The organism is Fusibacter sp. QWL-12 (assembly GCF_058683495.1).
Genome location: NZ_CM178745.1, coordinates 1258906 through 1277504, shown reverse-complemented (window position 1 = coordinate 1277504; position 18599 = coordinate 1258906). Strand labels below are relative to the sequence as shown.

The 18599-nt window shown below is 35.0% G+C and carries 17 protein-coding genes; 15 read left to right on the top strand and 2 right to left on the bottom strand.

The features are described 5' to 3' along the window. The first annotated feature begins 20 nt into the window (after positions 1-20). The 13 genes from AC4PID_RS06520 (at position 21) to AC4PID_RS06460 (ending at position 15001) form a co-directional block, all read left to right on the top strand. Positions 21-1367, top strand: a complete 1347-nt coding sequence (locus AC4PID_RS06520) for a Sau3AI family type II restriction endonuclease (protein ID WP_492134759.1) — start codon at positions 21-23, stop codon at positions 1365-1367. Positions 1368-1388: 21 nt separating this feature from the next. Further along, positions 1389-1517: a hypothetical protein gene (locus AC4PID_RS06515; protein WP_492134758.1), complete on the top strand. Its 129-nt coding sequence runs from the start codon at positions 1389-1391 to the stop codon at positions 1515-1517. A gap of 478 nt (positions 1518-1995) precedes the next feature. Beyond that, positions 1996-4968, top strand: a complete 2973-nt coding sequence (locus tag AC4PID_RS06510) for a UvrD-helicase domain-containing protein (RefSeq protein ID WP_492134757.1) — start codon at positions 1996-1998, stop codon at positions 4966-4968. After that, positions 4965-7544 (top strand): hypothetical protein, encoded by a 2580-nt coding sequence (locus tag AC4PID_RS06505; RefSeq protein ID WP_492134756.1) that lies wholly within the window; start codon positions 4965-4967, stop codon positions 7542-7544. Before AC4PID_RS06510 ends, AC4PID_RS06505 begins: the two co-directional genes overlap by 4 nt. Next, positions 7544-7714, top strand: a complete 171-nt coding sequence (locus AC4PID_RS06500; protein ID WP_492134755.1) for a hypothetical protein — start codon at positions 7544-7546, stop codon at positions 7712-7714. Before AC4PID_RS06505 ends, AC4PID_RS06500 begins: the two co-directional genes overlap by 1 nt. Positions 7715-7809: 95 nt before the next feature. Then, the gene (locus AC4PID_RS06495) at positions 7810-9189 is read left to right on the top strand and encodes a UvrD-helicase domain-containing protein (RefSeq protein ID WP_492134754.1); all 1380 of its coding nucleotides are present in this window, start codon (positions 7810-7812) and stop codon (positions 9187-9189) included. 465 nt (positions 9190-9654) lie between these two features. Then, positions 9655-9855, top strand: a complete 201-nt coding sequence (locus AC4PID_RS06490; protein ID WP_492134753.1) for a DEAD/DEAH box helicase family protein — start codon at positions 9655-9657, stop codon at positions 9853-9855. A 41-nt stretch (positions 9856-9896) separates the two neighbouring features. Then, on the top strand, positions 9897-10181 hold the full coding sequence (locus AC4PID_RS06485; RefSeq protein WP_492135366.1) for a DUF3427 domain-containing protein: 285 nt from the start codon (positions 9897-9899) through the stop codon (positions 10179-10181). Positions 10182-10419: 238 nt separating this feature from the next. Then, positions 10420-11166, top strand: a complete 747-nt coding sequence (locus AC4PID_RS06480) for a hypothetical protein (RefSeq protein ID WP_492134752.1) — start codon at positions 10420-10422, stop codon at positions 11164-11166. An 82-nt stretch (positions 11167-11248) separates the two neighbouring features. Continuing rightward, entirely contained in the window at positions 11249-12157 is a 909-nt protein-coding gene (locus tag AC4PID_RS06475; protein ID WP_492134751.1) for a hypothetical protein, read from the top strand. 1 nt (position 12158) lies between these two features. Continuing rightward, positions 12159-12857 (top strand): hypothetical protein, encoded by a 699-nt coding sequence (locus tag AC4PID_RS06470; protein ID WP_492134750.1) that lies wholly within the window; start codon positions 12159-12161, stop codon positions 12855-12857. A 2-nt stretch (positions 12858-12859) separates the two neighbouring features. Further along, the gene (locus tag AC4PID_RS06465) at positions 12860-14035 is read left to right on the top strand and encodes an MBL fold metallo-hydrolase (protein WP_492134749.1); all 1176 of its coding nucleotides are present in this window, start codon (positions 12860-12862) and stop codon (positions 14033-14035) included. Positions 14036-14167: 132 nt separating this feature from the next. Next, complete coding sequence (locus AC4PID_RS06460; protein ID WP_492134748.1) at positions 14168-15001, top strand: hypothetical protein; 834 nt, start codon at positions 14168-14170, stop codon at positions 14999-15001. A 70-nt stretch (positions 15002-15071) separates the two neighbouring features. On the opposite strand, the gene AC4PID_RS06455 is transcribed toward AC4PID_RS06460, so the two are convergent. Then, positions 15072-15344: a hypothetical protein gene (locus AC4PID_RS06455; RefSeq protein WP_492134747.1), complete on the bottom strand. Its 273-nt coding sequence runs from the start codon at positions 15342-15344 to the stop codon at positions 15072-15074. A gap of 153 nt (positions 15345-15497) precedes the next feature. Between AC4PID_RS06455 and AC4PID_RS06450 the strand changes: the two genes are divergently transcribed. Beyond that, positions 15498-16013, top strand: a complete 516-nt coding sequence (locus AC4PID_RS06450) for a GNAT family N-acetyltransferase (RefSeq protein WP_492134746.1) — start codon at positions 15498-15500, stop codon at positions 16011-16013. Positions 16014-16236: 223 nt separating this feature from the next. Here the strand turns inward: AC4PID_RS06450 and AC4PID_RS06445 are convergent, their stop codons facing one another. Further along, a complete protein-coding gene (locus tag AC4PID_RS06445) occupies positions 16237-16503 on the bottom strand; it encodes a CD3324 family protein (protein WP_492134745.1) in 267 nt (88 codons plus the stop codon). A 282-nt stretch (positions 16504-16785) separates the two neighbouring features. Between AC4PID_RS06445 and AC4PID_RS06440 the strand changes: the two genes are divergently transcribed. Beyond that, the gene (locus tag AC4PID_RS06440; protein ID WP_492134744.1) at positions 16786-18480 is read left to right on the top strand and encodes a glycoside hydrolase family 5 protein; all 1695 of its coding nucleotides are present in this window, start codon (positions 16786-16788) and stop codon (positions 18478-18480) included. The last annotated feature ends 119 nt before the right edge of the window (positions 18481-18599 follow it).

Genomic DNA, 18599 nt, shown 5'->3' with positions numbered 1-18599 from the left:
CAAATTTTAAAGGGGTATTTATGGAAAATCTAAAATTCAAAAGTAAAAAAGAGTTATTGGAATACGCAAGAAAAGCAATAGGAAATCCCATCGGAATGTATGATGTTTCTAATCGTTTAGCAACGGGAAAAGGGGCTATTGGTACAGTTATGGAAGAAGGCTACTTTGGTTACAAGCCAAACAGCAACTCGGCTGCAGACTTTGAAGAGCTTGGTGTCGAGCTAAAAGTAACCCCTTTTATACGTACAAGAAATGGGATAAGCGCGAAAGAAAGATTGGTATGTAATATAATCGATTACATGTCAGAATATAAGGAAACATTTGAAACTAGCAGTTTTATGAAAAAATGTAGCTCAATTTTACTGATGCTCTATGAGCATGTAGAAAGCAAATTGAAGAATGAGTTTGAGATAGATGAGGTGGCATTATTCAGTTACCCATTGGAAGATTTAATCATCATTAAAGACGATTGGGAGAAAATTATCTCTAAGATTAGAAATGGCAAGGCACATGAAATTTCTGAGTCAGATACACTTTATTTAGGTGCTTGTACGAAAGGTGCAAATGCAAAGAGCTTGAGGCCACAGCCATTTTCTGAGACTCTGGCTATGCAAAGGGCATACGCATTGAAATCATCGTATATGACTTATGTTTTGCGCGAGTATATATATGGCAATAAAAGATCTGAGTCTATATTTAAGTATCCAAACCAACTCGAAGAGTTGACTTTTGAACAATGGATACTGGAAACGATTAAACCATATCTAGGAAAAGATGTTGATTCTCTATGTAGCGAACTAGGGGTAAAAAATCAACCTAAAAACCTGAATGAAATAATTCTGTCAAAAATTTTCGGGCTGAAAGGACGAATATCAAAAACATCAGAGTTTCAAAAGGCCAATATTGTTCCCAAAACAATTAGAGTAAGAAAAGATGGTCATATCGTCGAGAGCATGTCATTTCCCACATTTAAATTTTTGGATATTGTGAAACAAGAATGGGAGGAAAGTGATTTATACGAGTATTTAACACAGACCAAATTTCTTTTTGTTGTATTTAAAGAATCTGAGAACGAGCAGTTATTTTTAAGTAAACTTCAGTTTTGGAATATGTCAGCATATGATTTGGAAGAAGTCCGCCTTGTTTGGGAGCGTACAAAACAAGTCGTATGTGCCGGTGTAGAGTTGACTGAAGTCAAAGGAAGAATCAATAACAATTTGCCAAAGAGTGAAGAAAGTATGGTGGCGCATGTCAGGCCACATGCTAAAAATGCTTTGGATACTTATCCATTGCCAGATGGTAGAGCAATGACAAAGCAGTGTTTTTGGTTAAATAATTCGTATATCCTTTCGCAACTTGATGAGTAATTAACACTCTTTAGATAGATTATGCCTAATAGAGTCACAAAGGAAAATCGTAGTGAAATCATGTCTCACATTAGAGGCAAAGATACTAATATAGAAGTTCCAGTCGGGAAGTGGTTATTAGCTAAAGGAAAACGGTATCAAAAAACTTGAAGTCTATAAAGGGTACGATTATTCTTTCACCAAGAAATACAAGATTGCGATTTTTGTTAACAGTTGTTTTGGGAATGGACATGAGATTTGCAAACACAATAAGTTGCCTCATTCAAATGTGGAATTCTGGAAAGAAAAGATAGCAGGAATGCTAAACGTGATTTGAAGATATTAAGTGGATTGGAAAACGATGGTTGGTCTATTATTTTGATATTGGAGTGTGAGTTAAAGAAGAATCTTGAGAGATTAATGAAATAATTTTATAAACATATAACTAAATGCATAACCAATCGCATTTGTTCAATAATTGTAGTTGCATATAGAGTTACGAATAATTTGATATTTATCAAGTCAATTTCAAAAATGATATCAATCGAAGAAGGCAATAACTATGTTTTATTACGTGACATTTACGCAAATCGATGAGTATTAGCCAATTTAAATAGATAAAAGGAAAATCTTTATAGGAGTGTCTTGTATGTATAAAAATAAGGGTGAAGAAGCAGTTGCTAAATATTTAGTGCCTTACTTCAAGAGAGAAAAATCAATTGTCTTAGAAAATTATCCTGTATATCTTGGTAAGAGTGGATATCGTAGAGAATTGGATTTTCTAATCATTGATAGGAATCTTGGATTGATTGTAGTGGAATCGAAAGGACTCTTGATTGAGAATATTGAGAAGATTATTGGATACACATGGTACTGTAGTGGATTTTACGAAGAAAAGATAATGCCGTTTAAACAAATGGAAATGCAGATTGACTCAATTGGTAATCTACTTAATGATGTATGTAATAAGGAGTTTCAAAAACGAATCTGTTTAGCACTTCCATTTATCGAACGGAAAGAATGGGAGCAAAAATTCTTAAACACCCCCAATATTCCAAAATCAATAATCTTCAAGGATGATTTGATTTCGGGAACATGGATAAAAAAAATCAAAGCTTCAAAATTAAACAACGTAAATGATTCCATTGATGATGACTCATGGGAGAATATGTTTAACATGATGTCCTTTTCAGGAGTAATGATTAATAAACCTTCTCGAATGGGAATCTATTCGATGCTTTTTATGGCTACATCCTCCGAACTCACAGTTAGTCATTGTGCGAATCTTATTAATATGGCAAAAGACGGAGCAAAAGTATTTGTATTAACGGATTCGCAACAAGCTGTTCAAGCGCTTAAAAGGGGAGATGGTAGAGATTCATATCTAGAAAATATTGAGATTCATATTTCAGAATCTCAATTAGCACACAAAATAGAAATTATTAATGGGAATGTCGGTAATGAGGAGCATTTCAATGAGCTTGTTTTACCCTTCAACAAGTTTAATAAAGAACAGTATTTAGCAACACATGCTCCAGTTGATAAACACGTATTTGTTACTGCAAGTGCTGGAACTGGTAAGACATATCTTATGGTTGAAAGGCTTATTTATCTTATGACTGTACATGATGTCGAATTGTCAGATATTACATTTGTTACATTCACAAATGCTTCTGCAGATGATTTAAAACGTAGAATTCGTGAGAAGGCTTTGGATATGTTTCAAAGGACACAGTCTACTCTATACATCATGCTTCTAGAACGAGTGAACGACTTAAAGATTAGTACTATTCATTCGTTTCTGCGAGGAATTTTAAGAACTCAAGCAAGTACACTTGGCTTGTCGAGAAACTTTAAAATTTCAAGTAAGAAACATCTTAAAAATGTGACTTTGGAGGAGTTAATTGATAGTTTTTTTAATGACAATCCTACTAGATTTTTGGAAGAATTGCCATATGATCATTACCAATTGATTAGACTTCTTCTTGAAGCCTATGAAACTATCGAAAAGGTTGGCTTACCCTACAATAGTGTAAGTTCTATGATGATTTCAGATAGTATTGATGCACCAATACTGGCTCAAATCATGAAATATACTTTACCTAGATTAGATGTCAAACTTAGAGCTGAGAAACTAAACAAAAGTGAAGTTGAAGTGAGTGATTTAATCAGAATAGTCGGATTAATTGATATCAACGGTACTGAGAACGGGGTAACGCACGGAGCAAAGTTTCTTTTTGTTGATGAATTTCAAGACACAGATCGTTCACAAATTAGATTCTTTGCAGATGTTTTGAATCGTATGAATTTCAAAGCGTTTTTTGTAGGAGATATCAAGCAGTCAATCTATCGCTTTCGCGGAGCAGACTATACTGGGTTTGACTTAATGCATAAATGGACAGAACAAGAAAAAGTAAGTTACGAACTCAGAAGCAATTATCGATCCATAACACTTCTGCTTGACAAACTGAATTGTTGGTTCTCAAATCTGAACAGAGTAGGTCTTATCAACTATGAAGAAAAAGATTGGGTTCGTGGAGTAAGAGATGAGTCGTTTACAAATATATTAATTGCAAAAGTTTATAATACTAAGGAACAACATGAGAAGATGATTTTAGAAGTTGTTCAAGAGGCAATAGCTAATCGTAGAATTAATGATAAAGGAAAAAGAGAGACTATTGCATTACTAACTAGAAGTAACAATAAAGCGAAAATTGTTCGTAGCATTTTGGAATCAAATGGGATTCGAACAGAGACTAGCTTAACAGGTTCTTTTTTCACATCTAAGCCGGTACTTGATTTCCGTAGTCTTTTAGAGGGACTATTATATTTAGATGATCCTGTTTCGCGTTTCAACATGTATCAGTCTCCATATTTTGGTGTACCGATACAATTGATTGATTTGATAAAAGCGCAGGGCCAACGTGATAAACTTTTAAGGATACTGGACAGTATGCATGGAAATCGATTTTTAGAATATATAGAGAAAATTAAGTATGAGCCATTTCTTAGCGTTCTTCAAAGAATTGTATCGTCTGAAGGACTTTTAAGCAACGTGTATACTAAATACACTTTTGAAGGTGTGGATGATGTTTCGGCAGCATTAAATACTGAGGAGTATGCTGTTGCTTTTGACTATTTACTAAAATTGATTCAAACAACTTTTAGTACCGAGACGACAAACATAGTGACTATTCTTGAATGGCTTCAGACTAATATTTCTACTAACGAACAAGAAGATGGACCACATCCATTTAGTGATGAAGAAACTGTTTATATTTCAACTGTTCATAAATCAAAAGGTTTAGAATATGGACAAGTGATTATTCCATTCACTGATGAGCAATTTGATTATAAAAATCCAACATGGAAGGACTTTATATTAGTTGAAGATGAGAATGGCTATTATAGTTTGGAATGGTCTGATGGCTTCAACCACAAGAGTGAAAATTATGATTCGGCTAATTGGATTGAACTTGAGGAACGAAGGAAAGAAGAAGCCAGAATTCTATACGTTATGCTAACAAGAGCTGAAAGAAAGATTGTATATTTCCTCCCGAAAAAAATTCAACTGAATACATGGGCTGAAATGATACAAATTGCTAGAGGAGAACAGCTATGAATGTGAGTGTACTAACATATGTTAATCCTAATAATTGGGATTCAAGACAAGATTTTAAAAGAATAGTAGATGGTATCCATATCTGTGCTACAAAAAGTATGACAAATGGGATTCAATCAAGATATAAATCCTTCGGTTTAAAAGATGTTTTTAATAACCAGATGGTAATGAATTCGTTGTTCCCAGTGGTATTTTCTAGTGCTGTGAGACTTCAATTGTTATTGGAATCTATGGAAGCATTAGAAACATCATCGATGGAATCAGAAGAAAAAGCTTTCGTTAGAAAGAATGCGAAAGAAATTATTGACACTGCAGTAAACTTGAGGTTCATTGGAGTACATCCGGAAGATATGGATGGTATGCCACTTGATAAATCTGAAGCAATTGTTACAATGTTTTGGAAGTACAATATAAGTAAATGTCAATCATATAAATCAATCGAACGAGACATATTGAAATACTCAGACAAAATAATGTATTTTAGGGAAACATTAGCGAAAGTACTTGAATGTAATCCAAATACATTGATTCAGAGAGAAATTTTTCTAGATGGATTCTATTACATTACTCCGCAACAGCAAGTAGTGCTCCAAATGTTGAAAAAATCAGGATGTAAGATTGTTTTCTTCAATCTTTATGACAATCGTTACCCTGAAACATTTGAGTTCATACGTGAATCCATATGTTCTTCCAATGGTTGGCCTGATACATGGGAGATTGAAGATTTATCAGGATATCAAGAAATGGGTAATGGTCATGTTTTTCTTAATGCTTTCGTAAGAGGAGGTAGAATTAAACCTAAAAGAAATGTACCGCTTAAGAAATATAGATCATTGAGCCATTTTCAATACGATGTTCTATCAAAGAATTATCATTATGAAAATCAAGATTATGTTCGAAATCAAGGTTTTATGGTGTTTGGTACAAATGCAGACATTTTAAACAATATTCTTGAGAATAATTATCCTGATCATAAAGGGGGATTACGTAATTTTCTCAAGTATCCAGTCGGGCAGTTCATAGCCACTTTACACAGTTTGTATGGAGAAGACGATAAGATTTCTGTTAATTTTGACCAACTATATCGGCTGTATTCATCTGGATGGATATTTAATCAAGAGACTGGTGAGAACGCTCGAGATTTTCTGTTTAGAATGAAACAAATTGAAAGCCATTTCATTGGATGTTCTGATCCAATACAATGGGAGAATAGATTCGATAACTTATTAGATATTGTCGCAAATATAGAACGCTATTTTGATATATCTGAAATGAATGAAGATAGAGTCTATCAAAGCTTTAAGAGTCCATTCAGCAGATTCTCAATTTCAGAATTATCTGAAGTAGAGTTAAAGAAATTAAAAGATTTTTTTAGTATGGTTATCACCTTGTCAAAGATTCTTTTTTCTGAAGGAAAAAGATCAAATTTTAAAGAACACTTTGGAAAACTCACAAGAATTATCCTTCAGATGAGCGAAACTCGCAAGAATTTTCATGATGAACTTGAACGTAAAGTTGTTAAGGAAGTATGTGATGCTTTAGAGAAAATTGATGGGAAGTATGCTTTTCTATATAAAGACATAGGTTCAGCGCTCTCGTATTATCTTAGTGGATCATTGGAAAGTGAACCATTGGAAAGTGAACCAGAGAGATTAATAAATCCATTTATTGAAATAGATGGTGCTGTAATGAGGCTTGATATTGAGCAAATTCACATTACTGGAATGGATGAATTTGGTCTCCCTTTTGGAGAATTTGAATTACCCTGGCCGTATAGAAAACAAACGTTGGCTGTACTTGGGAAACGAATTTCTCCAGTATCATTATTCAACAGTCGTAACCAGACTGTGAAGAAAGTCTCAAGGTATCTGCTCTATATTGCTTTAGAGTTCACAAGTTCGGATACTGAATTTTCATGGATAGAAAACTTTTATGATAAAGAAGGACTTAAAAGAAGCTTTTATACTGAGATAGCGAAAGGACTTTTTCAAGAAGTAATTATTAACTTAAATGAAAATACTTTTATCAAAGGTAACTCTGAAATATTGGAAGAAAAAGATATGTCGATTCTTCCTGTTTTTGAAGATTATTTGGCTGAGTATGCTTATTGTCCAAGGCGATTTATGTATTCATACATTTTGAGTAAATATTCAACTTTCAATAATGATTTTATACTAAAGAATTTCATGTTCACTCACTTGCTACGGGTAATTAAGTATCATTGTGGACTAAGTGAAGACCAAACTTTTTTAGAAGCATATCGGTTCTTTCCTCAATGGAATGAGACTACTATGCGAGCTATGGGATATAAAAGTTTGAAGTTGCATCTAACAAGAGATAAGGTGTCTTCTTATAAAAACATTAGTATTCCATTATCTAGACAAAGATTCATCTTTCCTGGATCAAAGAGTGAGGATATCAATCACTATTACTCAGATGATGCCATAATTGAGGCTGAAGCATCGATTCCCGAGCTGTTAAAAGCTGGACGCTTTCATAGGTCGGGTAAAACCAGTTGTGTGTTTTGTCCGTATATGGATCGTTGCGACGAGTATTGTAAGAAGGAGGGAGTGTAATGACAAACATCTTCGAAATTCTAGCTAAAAATTGGTTAAAAAAGATAGTTTCGGAAACTATATTAGAGCAATTAAAAGTTGAGGCGACAAAAGATTTGATTGAATCAAAACAATCGCTGGAGACATACAGTAATATTGATTGGGATAAAGATGATGGTCTTGATTTCTAAATAATAACTTTGTTTTAAATTATTTTTGTACAATTCTCTCTATAATCATAGTAGAAAATTTTGAATAATTTCATATCGCACATGGAGGTTTATAAATGAAGGAGTTCAAGTTAACCCCAAAACAGCTTGAGATAGTCGAGTCTGCTGGTGATGAGTTGCTTATACGTGGGATTGCAGGAAGTGGAAAGACTGTAGTCCTTATTCGAAAAGCGGTTAAAATGGCTATGGAAGAGCCTATGAAAAGATTGGCCATTATTACATTCAATAATACTCTCAAAAAATCTGCCGAACAGCAAGTAGAAGAATTTAATCTGAATAATCTTGAAGTATTAACATTTCATAGTCTTGCAATAAAAGTTTTGAACAGGATTCCTAAAATTGGCAAATATAATATAAACAATAAATCAACGGATGTTTTAAAGCAAGCAATAGCGAACATTGATGAAAAAAACAAACATCGTCTTTTTGCAGATGAAGAAAAAATAAATTTTGTCATTGATGAGATTTCATGGATTAAAGGCATGGGAATCTTGAATCGTGAAGAGTATTTAAAAATTAATCGTACTGGCAGAGGGACTTTAATACGTGTTTCGAAAGATGATCGTAATAGGGTTTATGATGTTCTTGAAGAGTATAAAAAGCTTTTGGGACGTCAAAAAGATTTTAATGACTGTGCGCCTGATTTGTTTAATTGTTTGAGTTTAGTTCCAGAATCTATGCGTTTTGACACTATTTTCATAGATGAAGCTCAAGATCTTCAGATGATGCAATTAAAAGTTCTTAGGGGTTTGACAAGAGAACGCTATATAGTTGCAGCTGATAAAGGGCAAAAGATTTATAAAACATCCTTTACTTGGAAGGACGTAGGGCTGAATATTCTAGGCGGACGAACAAAGATCCTTGATGAAACATTTAGATCAACAAAGCAAATCGTGCAGTTGGCAAGCTGTTTACAAATTAATGATTCAATATCTAAGGATGAAGAATTTACCACTACTTTACTACCTGTAGTGGAAGGACCAGTACCTAGATGGTATCAATGTTCAAATCAACAAACTCAAGACTTAGCTATAAGTAAGCAAATAAAGGTATGGAGTGAAAATAAGAATATTACTATAGGTCTTCTCTCGAAGGAATGGAGGAGCTTGCATCGCTTGAAATACCAATTAAATAATCATGGAATATTATATGAGTTCATAAAACAGAATGAAGGAAACACTCACAAACCTGGTGTAAAGCTTACTACCTTTCATTCTGCAAAAGGTTTAGAGTTTGATTATGTTATTATTGCAGATATGGCTATTGAAAAATGGCGAGAGATTGAGGACGAAGATGAAAAAGATATTAATCGCAGACTCCTTTATGTATCGATGACTCGAGCTAAAAGTCATCTAGTCATTTATAGTTATGGGGATTATCCTGAGATACTGAATGAACTTGATAGTGAATTGGTCAATATTCAAAGTATTTTATAGTACAAGAATGGTTAGAAAATTTTGCATATGGGTGAAACAGTTGCGAAAACCATAGAGGGGCTTTCCAAGCTTCCAAATACAGAGGTACGCATATCTTATGATCCTAAGCGAACACGGCTACATGTAAAGGTTTAATATTTCCAGATTAGTACGGGATATAGTACGGCTTACATCGGCTCTTCAAATCTTACTAAGGCGGCACTCAGTGAAGGTACTATGTGGAACATAAAGGTATCTAATTACACGTCGCCTGAGATCATTGCAAAATTTATGATCACGTTTGAGACGTACTGGCACATGCCTGCGTTTGAGGCTTAACATGAGGATTCTGAAGCAGATCGCGAAAATCTGATAGAAGTACTGAGTTTAGAAAAACAGCCTGACAATTATCAGAGGCTCTATTCTGATCATGAGCCCTTTGCGTATCATCAGGAGATTTTAGAACAGCTTGAGATCTTGCGTTCGGTGCACAGTTTTTATCGCAAACTGGTAGTGGCGGCAACCGGAACTGGAAAGACCATGGTCACTACGTTCGACTATATTCGGTTAAATAGGGAAATTTCTCAGAGCAGGCTCTTGTTTTTAGTACATCGAGAGTGGATCCTAAAGCAGAACTGCAAGACCTATAGCGCAGTTTTAAAGGATGCAAATTTTGGTGAGTACTGAATGGTGGAATGTACACCTTCATGCTCTGAACGTGTATTTGAATTGACTCTGAGCTATTCCACTGGCAGTCGCAAAGTCGTACGACGTTAGAGAGTCCAACGGGTCAAAGGTACATCACTCAGAGATCAAATGGCTCTAAGGTCATGTTATTTGTCCGCGAGGAGCGAAGTGATGAAAACGGAAAGACGGAGGTCTACACTTGTCTTGGGCTTGCGGATTACACCAACCATCAAGGCAGTGCGCCGATTAGCATTGTGTATAAGTTGAGAGAGAAGATGCCTGTTAGGTTAATGCGGGTCTCCAATCGATTTGTGGAGATTGGGTAAAATCATAAACTGAATAGAATTTTAAAAAATGGGTAATATCACTTTGAGATATAGAAGCAGTTTAATTTAATAATGTCCATATTCAGTATTAATTGAATTTAAGATGTAGAACGAATTTATTAGTGTGTTATTCGTTTTGCATCTTTTTTTCTGAGTAAAAACATAGGAGAAATTTACAGTTACAAGCAAATGAATAAGAAGAGGAGTAAAGTTATTGATAATTTAGGAGGTGACATGAATGAAGCTAACAGATTTTGTCAACGCTCAAAATGAAAAGAAGAAATGTAAAAATATCAAGATTCGAGAACAAAGTATAAAAAAAGATGGTACGAGTTCATTGTGTCAAGATACTAATTATGAGTTGTCTAATCTATGGTATTCTGGAGATCAATCGCTATGGGATTGTGCTCTTGATAACTACTGGAGTTATGTAAAACGTGCCAATCGCGAGCTAGAAGAAAAAATGGAAGAATTGAATTGGCATCAAATAGCTAAGTTGAATACCGAAGCATTTTATGATTTTTTAACTAATGAGTATTTTGTTTGGAAATACACAGCTCCTAATAGATTGGCAACTACTCGTATGCATTTAGTAAAATACAAAAGTGAGAGTAGAATGTCCGAGCTCGCTGAGATTCAGTCTAAGTTATTCACTTTTGATCGAAATGATATATTATATGGACTAAGCATTGCCAAACAAATCAATGGTCTTGGAGTTGCTGGTGCTTCTGGGTTGTTAGCATTGCTATATCCAAGTAAGTTTGCCACAGTTGATCAATTTGTAGTTAAAGCCTTATGTAGTATTGAAAATTTTAATGAATCATCAGAAATTTTCAAAATGAAACCTGAAAGTTTGAGTATCAAAGATGGCGTTATTTTAATCGATATCATGAAAAAAAAGGCAGATAAATTAAATCTCATTAATAAAACTGATTTTTGGACGCCAAGAAAAATTGACAAAGTGTTGTGGACTTTTGGTAGATAACCTCATTTCTGATAATTACAATGGGAGGAGTGTTATAGATTTGTCAGAGTAAATATGTAATCAAGATAAAGGAGAATAAAATATGAGAGCATTAAGTAATACCTTTATGAATGATTTAATAAAAGGAAGATTGTCTCATTTTCTTGAAGCGGTAAAATCTGATGATACACTTTGTTTAGAAATAAGGGAAAATTACATCAATATTTACTACCGAGGTGGAAGTCTTTTAAAGGTTTCAGAAATGAAAGACAATTATAAATTCGATTTTGATGCTAAGTATTGTATTGATAACGGTGGTTTGTGGAAAACAATTGACATGTCTCGGTTGGTATTTATAGAAGATTATATTGAAAGTATGCCTTTAATAAAACGAGAAATGGATAATTGGTTTGCAAAAAAACCGAAGACTGAGAGAGAGTACCAACAAATAGTACTTCGCGAGAACAATCGTTCATCAATTTCAGAAGATACTGATTATTTCATATGTGATGTAGAATATGCAAGTTCGGGAAATAAAAGCAGATTTGATATGACAGGAATAAAGTGGTTGTCCACTTCGGCAGCTAGGAAGAATGTTAAAGCACCTCAATTAGTGCTGTTTGAGGTGAAATACGGTGATGGTGCAATGACTGGTTCTGCAGGCATAACAAAGCATTTTGATGATATCGAAAAATTCATTGATAGCAGCAAGCTTTCAATATTATATGATGAGGTTGAAAGCCAATATAACCAAAAGGTTTGTCTAGGATTGATGGGGAAAATGAACAGAGATATTTCTATAAACAGAAGGGCGAAGCCAGAATTTATAATGATCTATGTAAATCATAAACCTACCAGCATGGTCATGAAGCGAGAACTGTTAAGGGCAATGACGGAGCACCCAAATCTTCCAACCAAAGCAGATATAAAAATTTCAAAATCAAGCTTGATGGGGAGCGGATTATATGCTGAAAACATGTTGCCAATAGTTCAGTTTTTGGAGGAGTATTGAGATGAAAAACAAAACGTTTGGTGTAGAGACTACTTTAGGTGGCATTTTTGGCATAATTGCGATATTTGCAGCAATTTTGGAAATTAGGGAAAATGGCTTTTCCAATGAATCTATTTTGGGTGGAATAAAGGATATTGCGGGAACAATGGTTGCGGTTATGGTCTTTTTGATTGCAATCAGAAATTTAATTCCTCACAAAGATAAGTTGACATTTGAGGAGAAAATAATCGCTGCACTCTCAGATTGGGAAAAATCTAATTCAACCTTGATTATTAAAAGTCTAGACGATGTTAAGACTCATAAATATGGTTTTTCAATGAGGACAGATATTCGAGATTTCTATAGAGCAAACCCTACTACAAAGAATATAGGTTGGTTTGTACGATTGCCGATTATTAAAAAAGAAAACTTTCAGACTGAGCCCTTTGATATTACTTTTCACTTGAATAAAGGAACTTTTTTTGAAGGGGTTATGAAAAGTGAAGATGAATTAAAGCGTTCATATTCAAAGCTTGGTGAAATGTTTTCAGGGTTTATTAATTTTCAGTATAAAGGTTTTGCAGCTGCAAGTTCAAAGTCCGATGAGATAATAGTAAAAATTGAACCGATTCTACGTGATGAAGATATTATGAAATTAATTAATCTACTTAATAGCATGTTTCAGGCATATCTTGCTTCAGCAAATATTAGGGTTGAATAGTTATGAAAACTAATATTATTCGTGGGCAGAATCAAATTGGTGGTAATATTATTGAGATATCTACCAAGACGACCAAAATATTATTAGATATAGGGATTGAATTAGATTATAAAAAAAATAATGAACTACCAAATGTCAATGGTCTATATGATGGCAATGGTTTTGATGCAGTATTTATTTCGCATTATCATAGTGATCATATGGGGTTGGCATATTATATGGACAATAAAATACCATTATTTATCGGCGAGGCAAGCTATAAAATCGTTAAAGCTTCTGATGAATATAAGCATGTTAAAACTATTTCGCCTAAAGGCTTTATTGAAAATAAAAAGCAAATAAAAATTGGTGATATTTCGGTAACTCCGTATCTCTGTGATCATTCTGCCTTCGATAGTTATATGCTATTGTGTGAGGGAGAGGGTGAAAGTGTATTATACACTGGCGATTTTCGTTCAAATGGTAGAAAATCATTCAATAGATTTTTAGAACAACTCCCTAATAAAGTAGATAAACTGATTTGTGAGGGCACGACACTTACTCGTGGTGAATATATAGCTGTAACAGAAAAAGAGCTGGAAGAATTTGCAACCAAAAAATTTAGAGAAATAAAAGGTCCAATTTTTGTATTACAGTCGACTACAAACATAGATAGAATTGTCACAGTTTATCGTTCAACAAAACGCAGTGGTAGAGTGCTCTTGCAAGAATTATATATGGCTGAAATAACTTCAGCTATAGGTGGTAATATTCCAAATCCTACCTTTAAGGATGTTTATCCATTTATTTTAAGCCCCAATCGGTACAAAGATTTACTGAAATACAAAAATCGTGTTGGAATAAAACGTATTTCAAAGTTATCTTTTGTTATGTGTGTCAGAACTTCAATGCTTGGCTACTTAAAGGCTCTATCAAAAGAAATGTCTTTTAAAAATGGATTATTAGTGTACTCTTTCTGGAGTGGTTATAAGGAGAATGAGCAGGTGAAATACTTCTTGCAAGAGTGTGAAAAGCTTGAATTAGAGGTTATTACATTGCATACCAGTGGACATGCTGATGTCAATACGATTAAGAGAATTATTAAAAAAACTCATCCATGTGAAATTATTCCGATACACACAGAAAATCCGGAGTGGTTTGCACTTAATGCAGACTTACCAATAAAAAATAGAAATTAAAGTTTTTGAACTGTATTTCAAAAAAAAATGATTTCCCCTTAGAAATGAGATACACTTCAATTAATAGAAATAGCAATTTTATAATGTGTGAATGAAATCGACTATGTGCAACATTCAAAAAAGGGGGCATACATGGAAATGTTCAGAAATAGTAAATACTCAAAACCGATCGTCTTTACACTGATATTAGTCATCATCGCATTAGCATCTGTATTTTTGATTGCGAAGCTTGCGGGATCACCTGAGTTTAATGCGGCAACGATAGAATCTTTGGATCAGAAAAAGGATACGGTGCTAAAGGCTTCGCTATCAGCCGCGGCGGCTTCTACAGCGTTGACGCTAATACCTGGTGATACGGCGATGCCGATTGCAAACGAGATCGCACAGCTGTCCACTTATTTTATTTTTATATTAGGGGCAATCTTACTTGAAAAGATGCTGATTACGGTGATCGGTCATGTGGTGTTCACTTATATAATTCCCTTTGCCTGTGTTCTCGGGATTATTTTCATTTACAGTCATCAAGAAATTTTCCGCAGTATGGCCATTAAGCTCGCCATATTTGGCGTAGTTTTATATCTTGCCATACCTGCGAGCATCGGTGTAAGTGAGAAGATCTATGAGTCATATGAAAGCTCAGTGAATCAGGTGATAGAGACGGTAGAAGATAATAACACTTATATCGAAGATAAGAAGGAAGAGTTAAATGCAGAGGATAAAAACTGGTTTAACAAAATTGGAGATTATCTTTCTGATTTAACCTCTGGTGTAGGCGATAGCATCAATGGCATGATTAAAAAAGGCGAAGAATCACTGTCCTCCTTCATGGATTTCATCGCAGTGCTGATCGTCACCTCATGTGTAATTCCAATCGTTGTAATTATCATCTTCTCGTGGATTATCAAGATATTCTTTGGATTTGATAGTGGCGTGGCGTTTAAATCCTTTAGTGTGAAACGAAAGTAGAATAACTTTTAAAAAAAGAAAAGTAAAGCAGCCCAATATAAATGATACGGGCAGCTTTTTAATTTGTTAATTAAATTTTCTCATGAATCAGCTCAATCTCAAAATAATCAAATTCAATCTCTTCAATAAAGTGCTGTGCTTTAAAGCGGGTTTTGTTGATGCGATCGATTTCGTCTGTATTTTTGTTCATCCAGATCGGGTTTGAGATATCGAAATGGTTGCATAGGGTTTCTATGCCTTTTAGTAAGGGCTTTGCATCGGTTAACTTGTCTATGTTGAGTTCGATAACATGATTTAGTATGATGTTGTTCTTTTTAACTATTTTTCCCCAGAGTTTAATCAATGGATTCTCCTATTTAATAATTTTTAATGGTGGATCGAAACGTGAAATGTGATATGGTTTAAGTAAGAACTTAAAATACCTTACCTCATTATATGAGATATGAGGATGTAGGTAAAGGGTAACGAAAATTTTTATTCGAAATGAGGCAGTCATATGACCAACACCATTCAATCTATTAAAACAAATCGCCTTGAAATTAAACCTTATGGAGCAGAAGACCGGATGGCAATGGTAGAGCTTCTAACAAACGAAGAAATCAAAGAGACCTTTATGATTCCTGATTTTTCTTCGGAGGAACAGGTCATCAATATGTTTGAAAGGCTGAAGTTGAACTCACATTCTGAAACAAAATTTGAACGCGGGATCTATCTAAAGGATCAGCTGATAGGCTTTGTAAATGAGGTTGAGAGGTCTGAGGATCATATCGAGCTAGGGTATGTGATTCACCCTATTCATAAGAGCAATGGCTACGCATCAGAGATGCTAAGATCAGTCATAGAAGAGCTGTTTCGACAGGGGCATCGCAAGGTAGTTGCAGGTGCTTTTGAAGAAAATGAGGCGAGCTTTAAGGTGATGCAAAAGTGTGGCATGAAGATGCTGGGTAAAGAAGAAGAAATTAGCTATAGAGGCGTGACGCATCGCTGCTTATATTATGGCATCGAGCGTTAAAATAAAAGGGTGCAATTGCCCATCTTAACAGATGTGCAAAAGCACCCTTTGTCACGTTTTAGACGCGTTAACGTCTAAACCACCTCTTATCGTTCAACAAAATCACACTCCTTTCTTTGAAGTATTAACCGGTCAAGTACATTGTCTCATGTGAGACGTTACGGGTCTAGAGAAAGACTTTTTTAAATCGTTTTTTCTACTCAAAAAGATGACAGTTACGGCATTATTTTTGAGAAGCGTAGACGATTTTTTTTATGGCCGCTTCGCTAAGGTGATGTTCCTTAGCCAGTTCTGCGATTTGGCGTTTAGAATAAAACGCTTTGATAATCGCTTGATTGCGGGCATCGAGCTCTTTTCTTAGACCAGACTGATTTCCCCAACCTGTTCTACAGGAGGATTTTGGGACATAAATCACAGCCCCATCAGCATACTTTTGTAGTTCCTCGAGTAGGTGAGTTGGCAAAATCTCCGCTGCATTTTTGTAGCTCACGGGCAATTGCCTCCTTCTTTAATGTTTGGTTGTTCAATTGCTCACCTCCTTTTGAATTTCAGTGATGGTGAGATCACTGTTAATTGAAATATAGACCGAATTTAAGTTTAAGTCAATAGTTTGACCTTTAAAGAAGCGAATAAGGTACTGAGTAAAAATGTATGCTATAATGAACTCAAAATAATAATACTAATTCTAATATAATCATTTGATAAGCTTGAGTTTCATTAAACAATTTAAAGAAAAAAAGACAAAGAAAATACACCTAAGAAAACACTATTGATGAAAGGACAACAACCTATGACATTTTTAGAAGCAAAGAATGGTAAATTTTATAAAGATCAATCGCCAATTTTATTGAGAGGATTTGGACTCGGTGGTTGGCTATTGCCTGAAGGCTACATGTGGGGACTTTATGATAAATGCGACCGTCCTAGACGTATGGAAAGGATGATCGAAGCGTTATGTGGTACCAATTATTCAAAGCAGTTTTGGGAGCGCTACTATAAGACTTATATCACCAAAGCGGATATCGAGTTAATTGCAGAGAATGGATTTAATTCGGTTAGATTACCGATTAATGCAAGGCATCTCTATTCTTTCGAAAATGGTCAAATGGTTTTCAATTCAGAAACAATCGCACTTATAGATGAAATGATTTCATGGTGCAAACAATATGAGATTTATGTGGTATTAGATATGCATGGAGCGCCAGGTGGACAAACCGGTGCGAACATCGATGACTGTTTAGAGGATCTACCAAGCTTATTTATAAACAAAGAATATGAAGATGCACTCATTGAGTTATGGGGAATGCTTGCAGAGCGCTACAAAGATGAACCTGCCATAGGGGGTTACGATTTGCTCAATGAGCCTTTACCGAACTGGTTTAGTCAGTACAATCACATGCTAATGCCGCTATATGAGAAGTTGATTCAAAAAATCAGAGCCATAGACACGAGGCATCTCATTATCCTAGAAGGCCTTCACTGGGCGACGGATTTTTCGGTTTTTGATCAACTGACTGCAGCAGATGTAACGGATGGCATCGCACTTGAATTTCATAAGTACTGGAGCAATCCTGATCTAGAGAGCATTACAGCTTATATTCAGGCGAGCCAACGCTTAAACATTCCTTTGTTTATGGGTGAGAGTGGTGAAAATAATCTGGAGTGGTATGCAACCATGTTTCCATTGCTTGAAAGAAATGAAATCAGCTGGTCATTTTGGAGCTATAAAAAGATGGATTGTATCAATTCACCGATCACCTTTGAACGTCCCGATAGCTGGGGCAAGATCGAGCTGTGGGCAGAGCAAAATGACGCGTTTTTAAAAGGTAGTGGAGAGATTGCAGGTAATCCGTTAGACGCTTTAGAAACTTTAGAAACTTTAGAAACTTTAGAAACTATAGAAGCGCAAGCAATCTTCGATGATTTTCTATTAAAAATTTCACAGCCAAGAGAAGTTAAAAGTGTAATCAATGCCCTTATTAGAAAGGCACCAGTTGTGATTCCAGCAGAAGCTTACGACGATTATCAGGTTATAGAGGGAAGGGTACGAGGCGCTGGCGCTGATTTGAGGCGAACTGAACCGATTGACATCATCTTTGAAAATGGCAAAGTAGGAGAGGTGGACTATAAAAGGAACAATGGAGCCGATCAGCCGATAGAGGAAAATTTACTTGTCGTCTTACATCAAGGTGAAACTGTATCGTATGGTTTTTGTGCGGATACAGAACTTGTCGAAATTAAGGTTACTCTTAAGTGTGAAAATAGCAGAGAGTTGCCTAATATGAATGATGAAAAAACCACAAATATGATGCTTTTGACAGTTGAGGATCATACTGAGCGATACGTCATAGATCAAGCAGGGGCATATACTTTTAAGTTTAACCCAACCGTTAGAGGTGCGTATCACCAGCTGACCATAAGCTGTGAATCAGGTAAGCTACTATTAGATGATATTATATTGAGTTAGATTCTAGTGAATCACTTTAAACCAAAACCACTGACTGTCAGGAGACTGTGACATTCGGTGGTTTAATTTATAAAACAACATTTTTATTTAGCCAAAATCTTGCTTGTGGTAAAATCTGA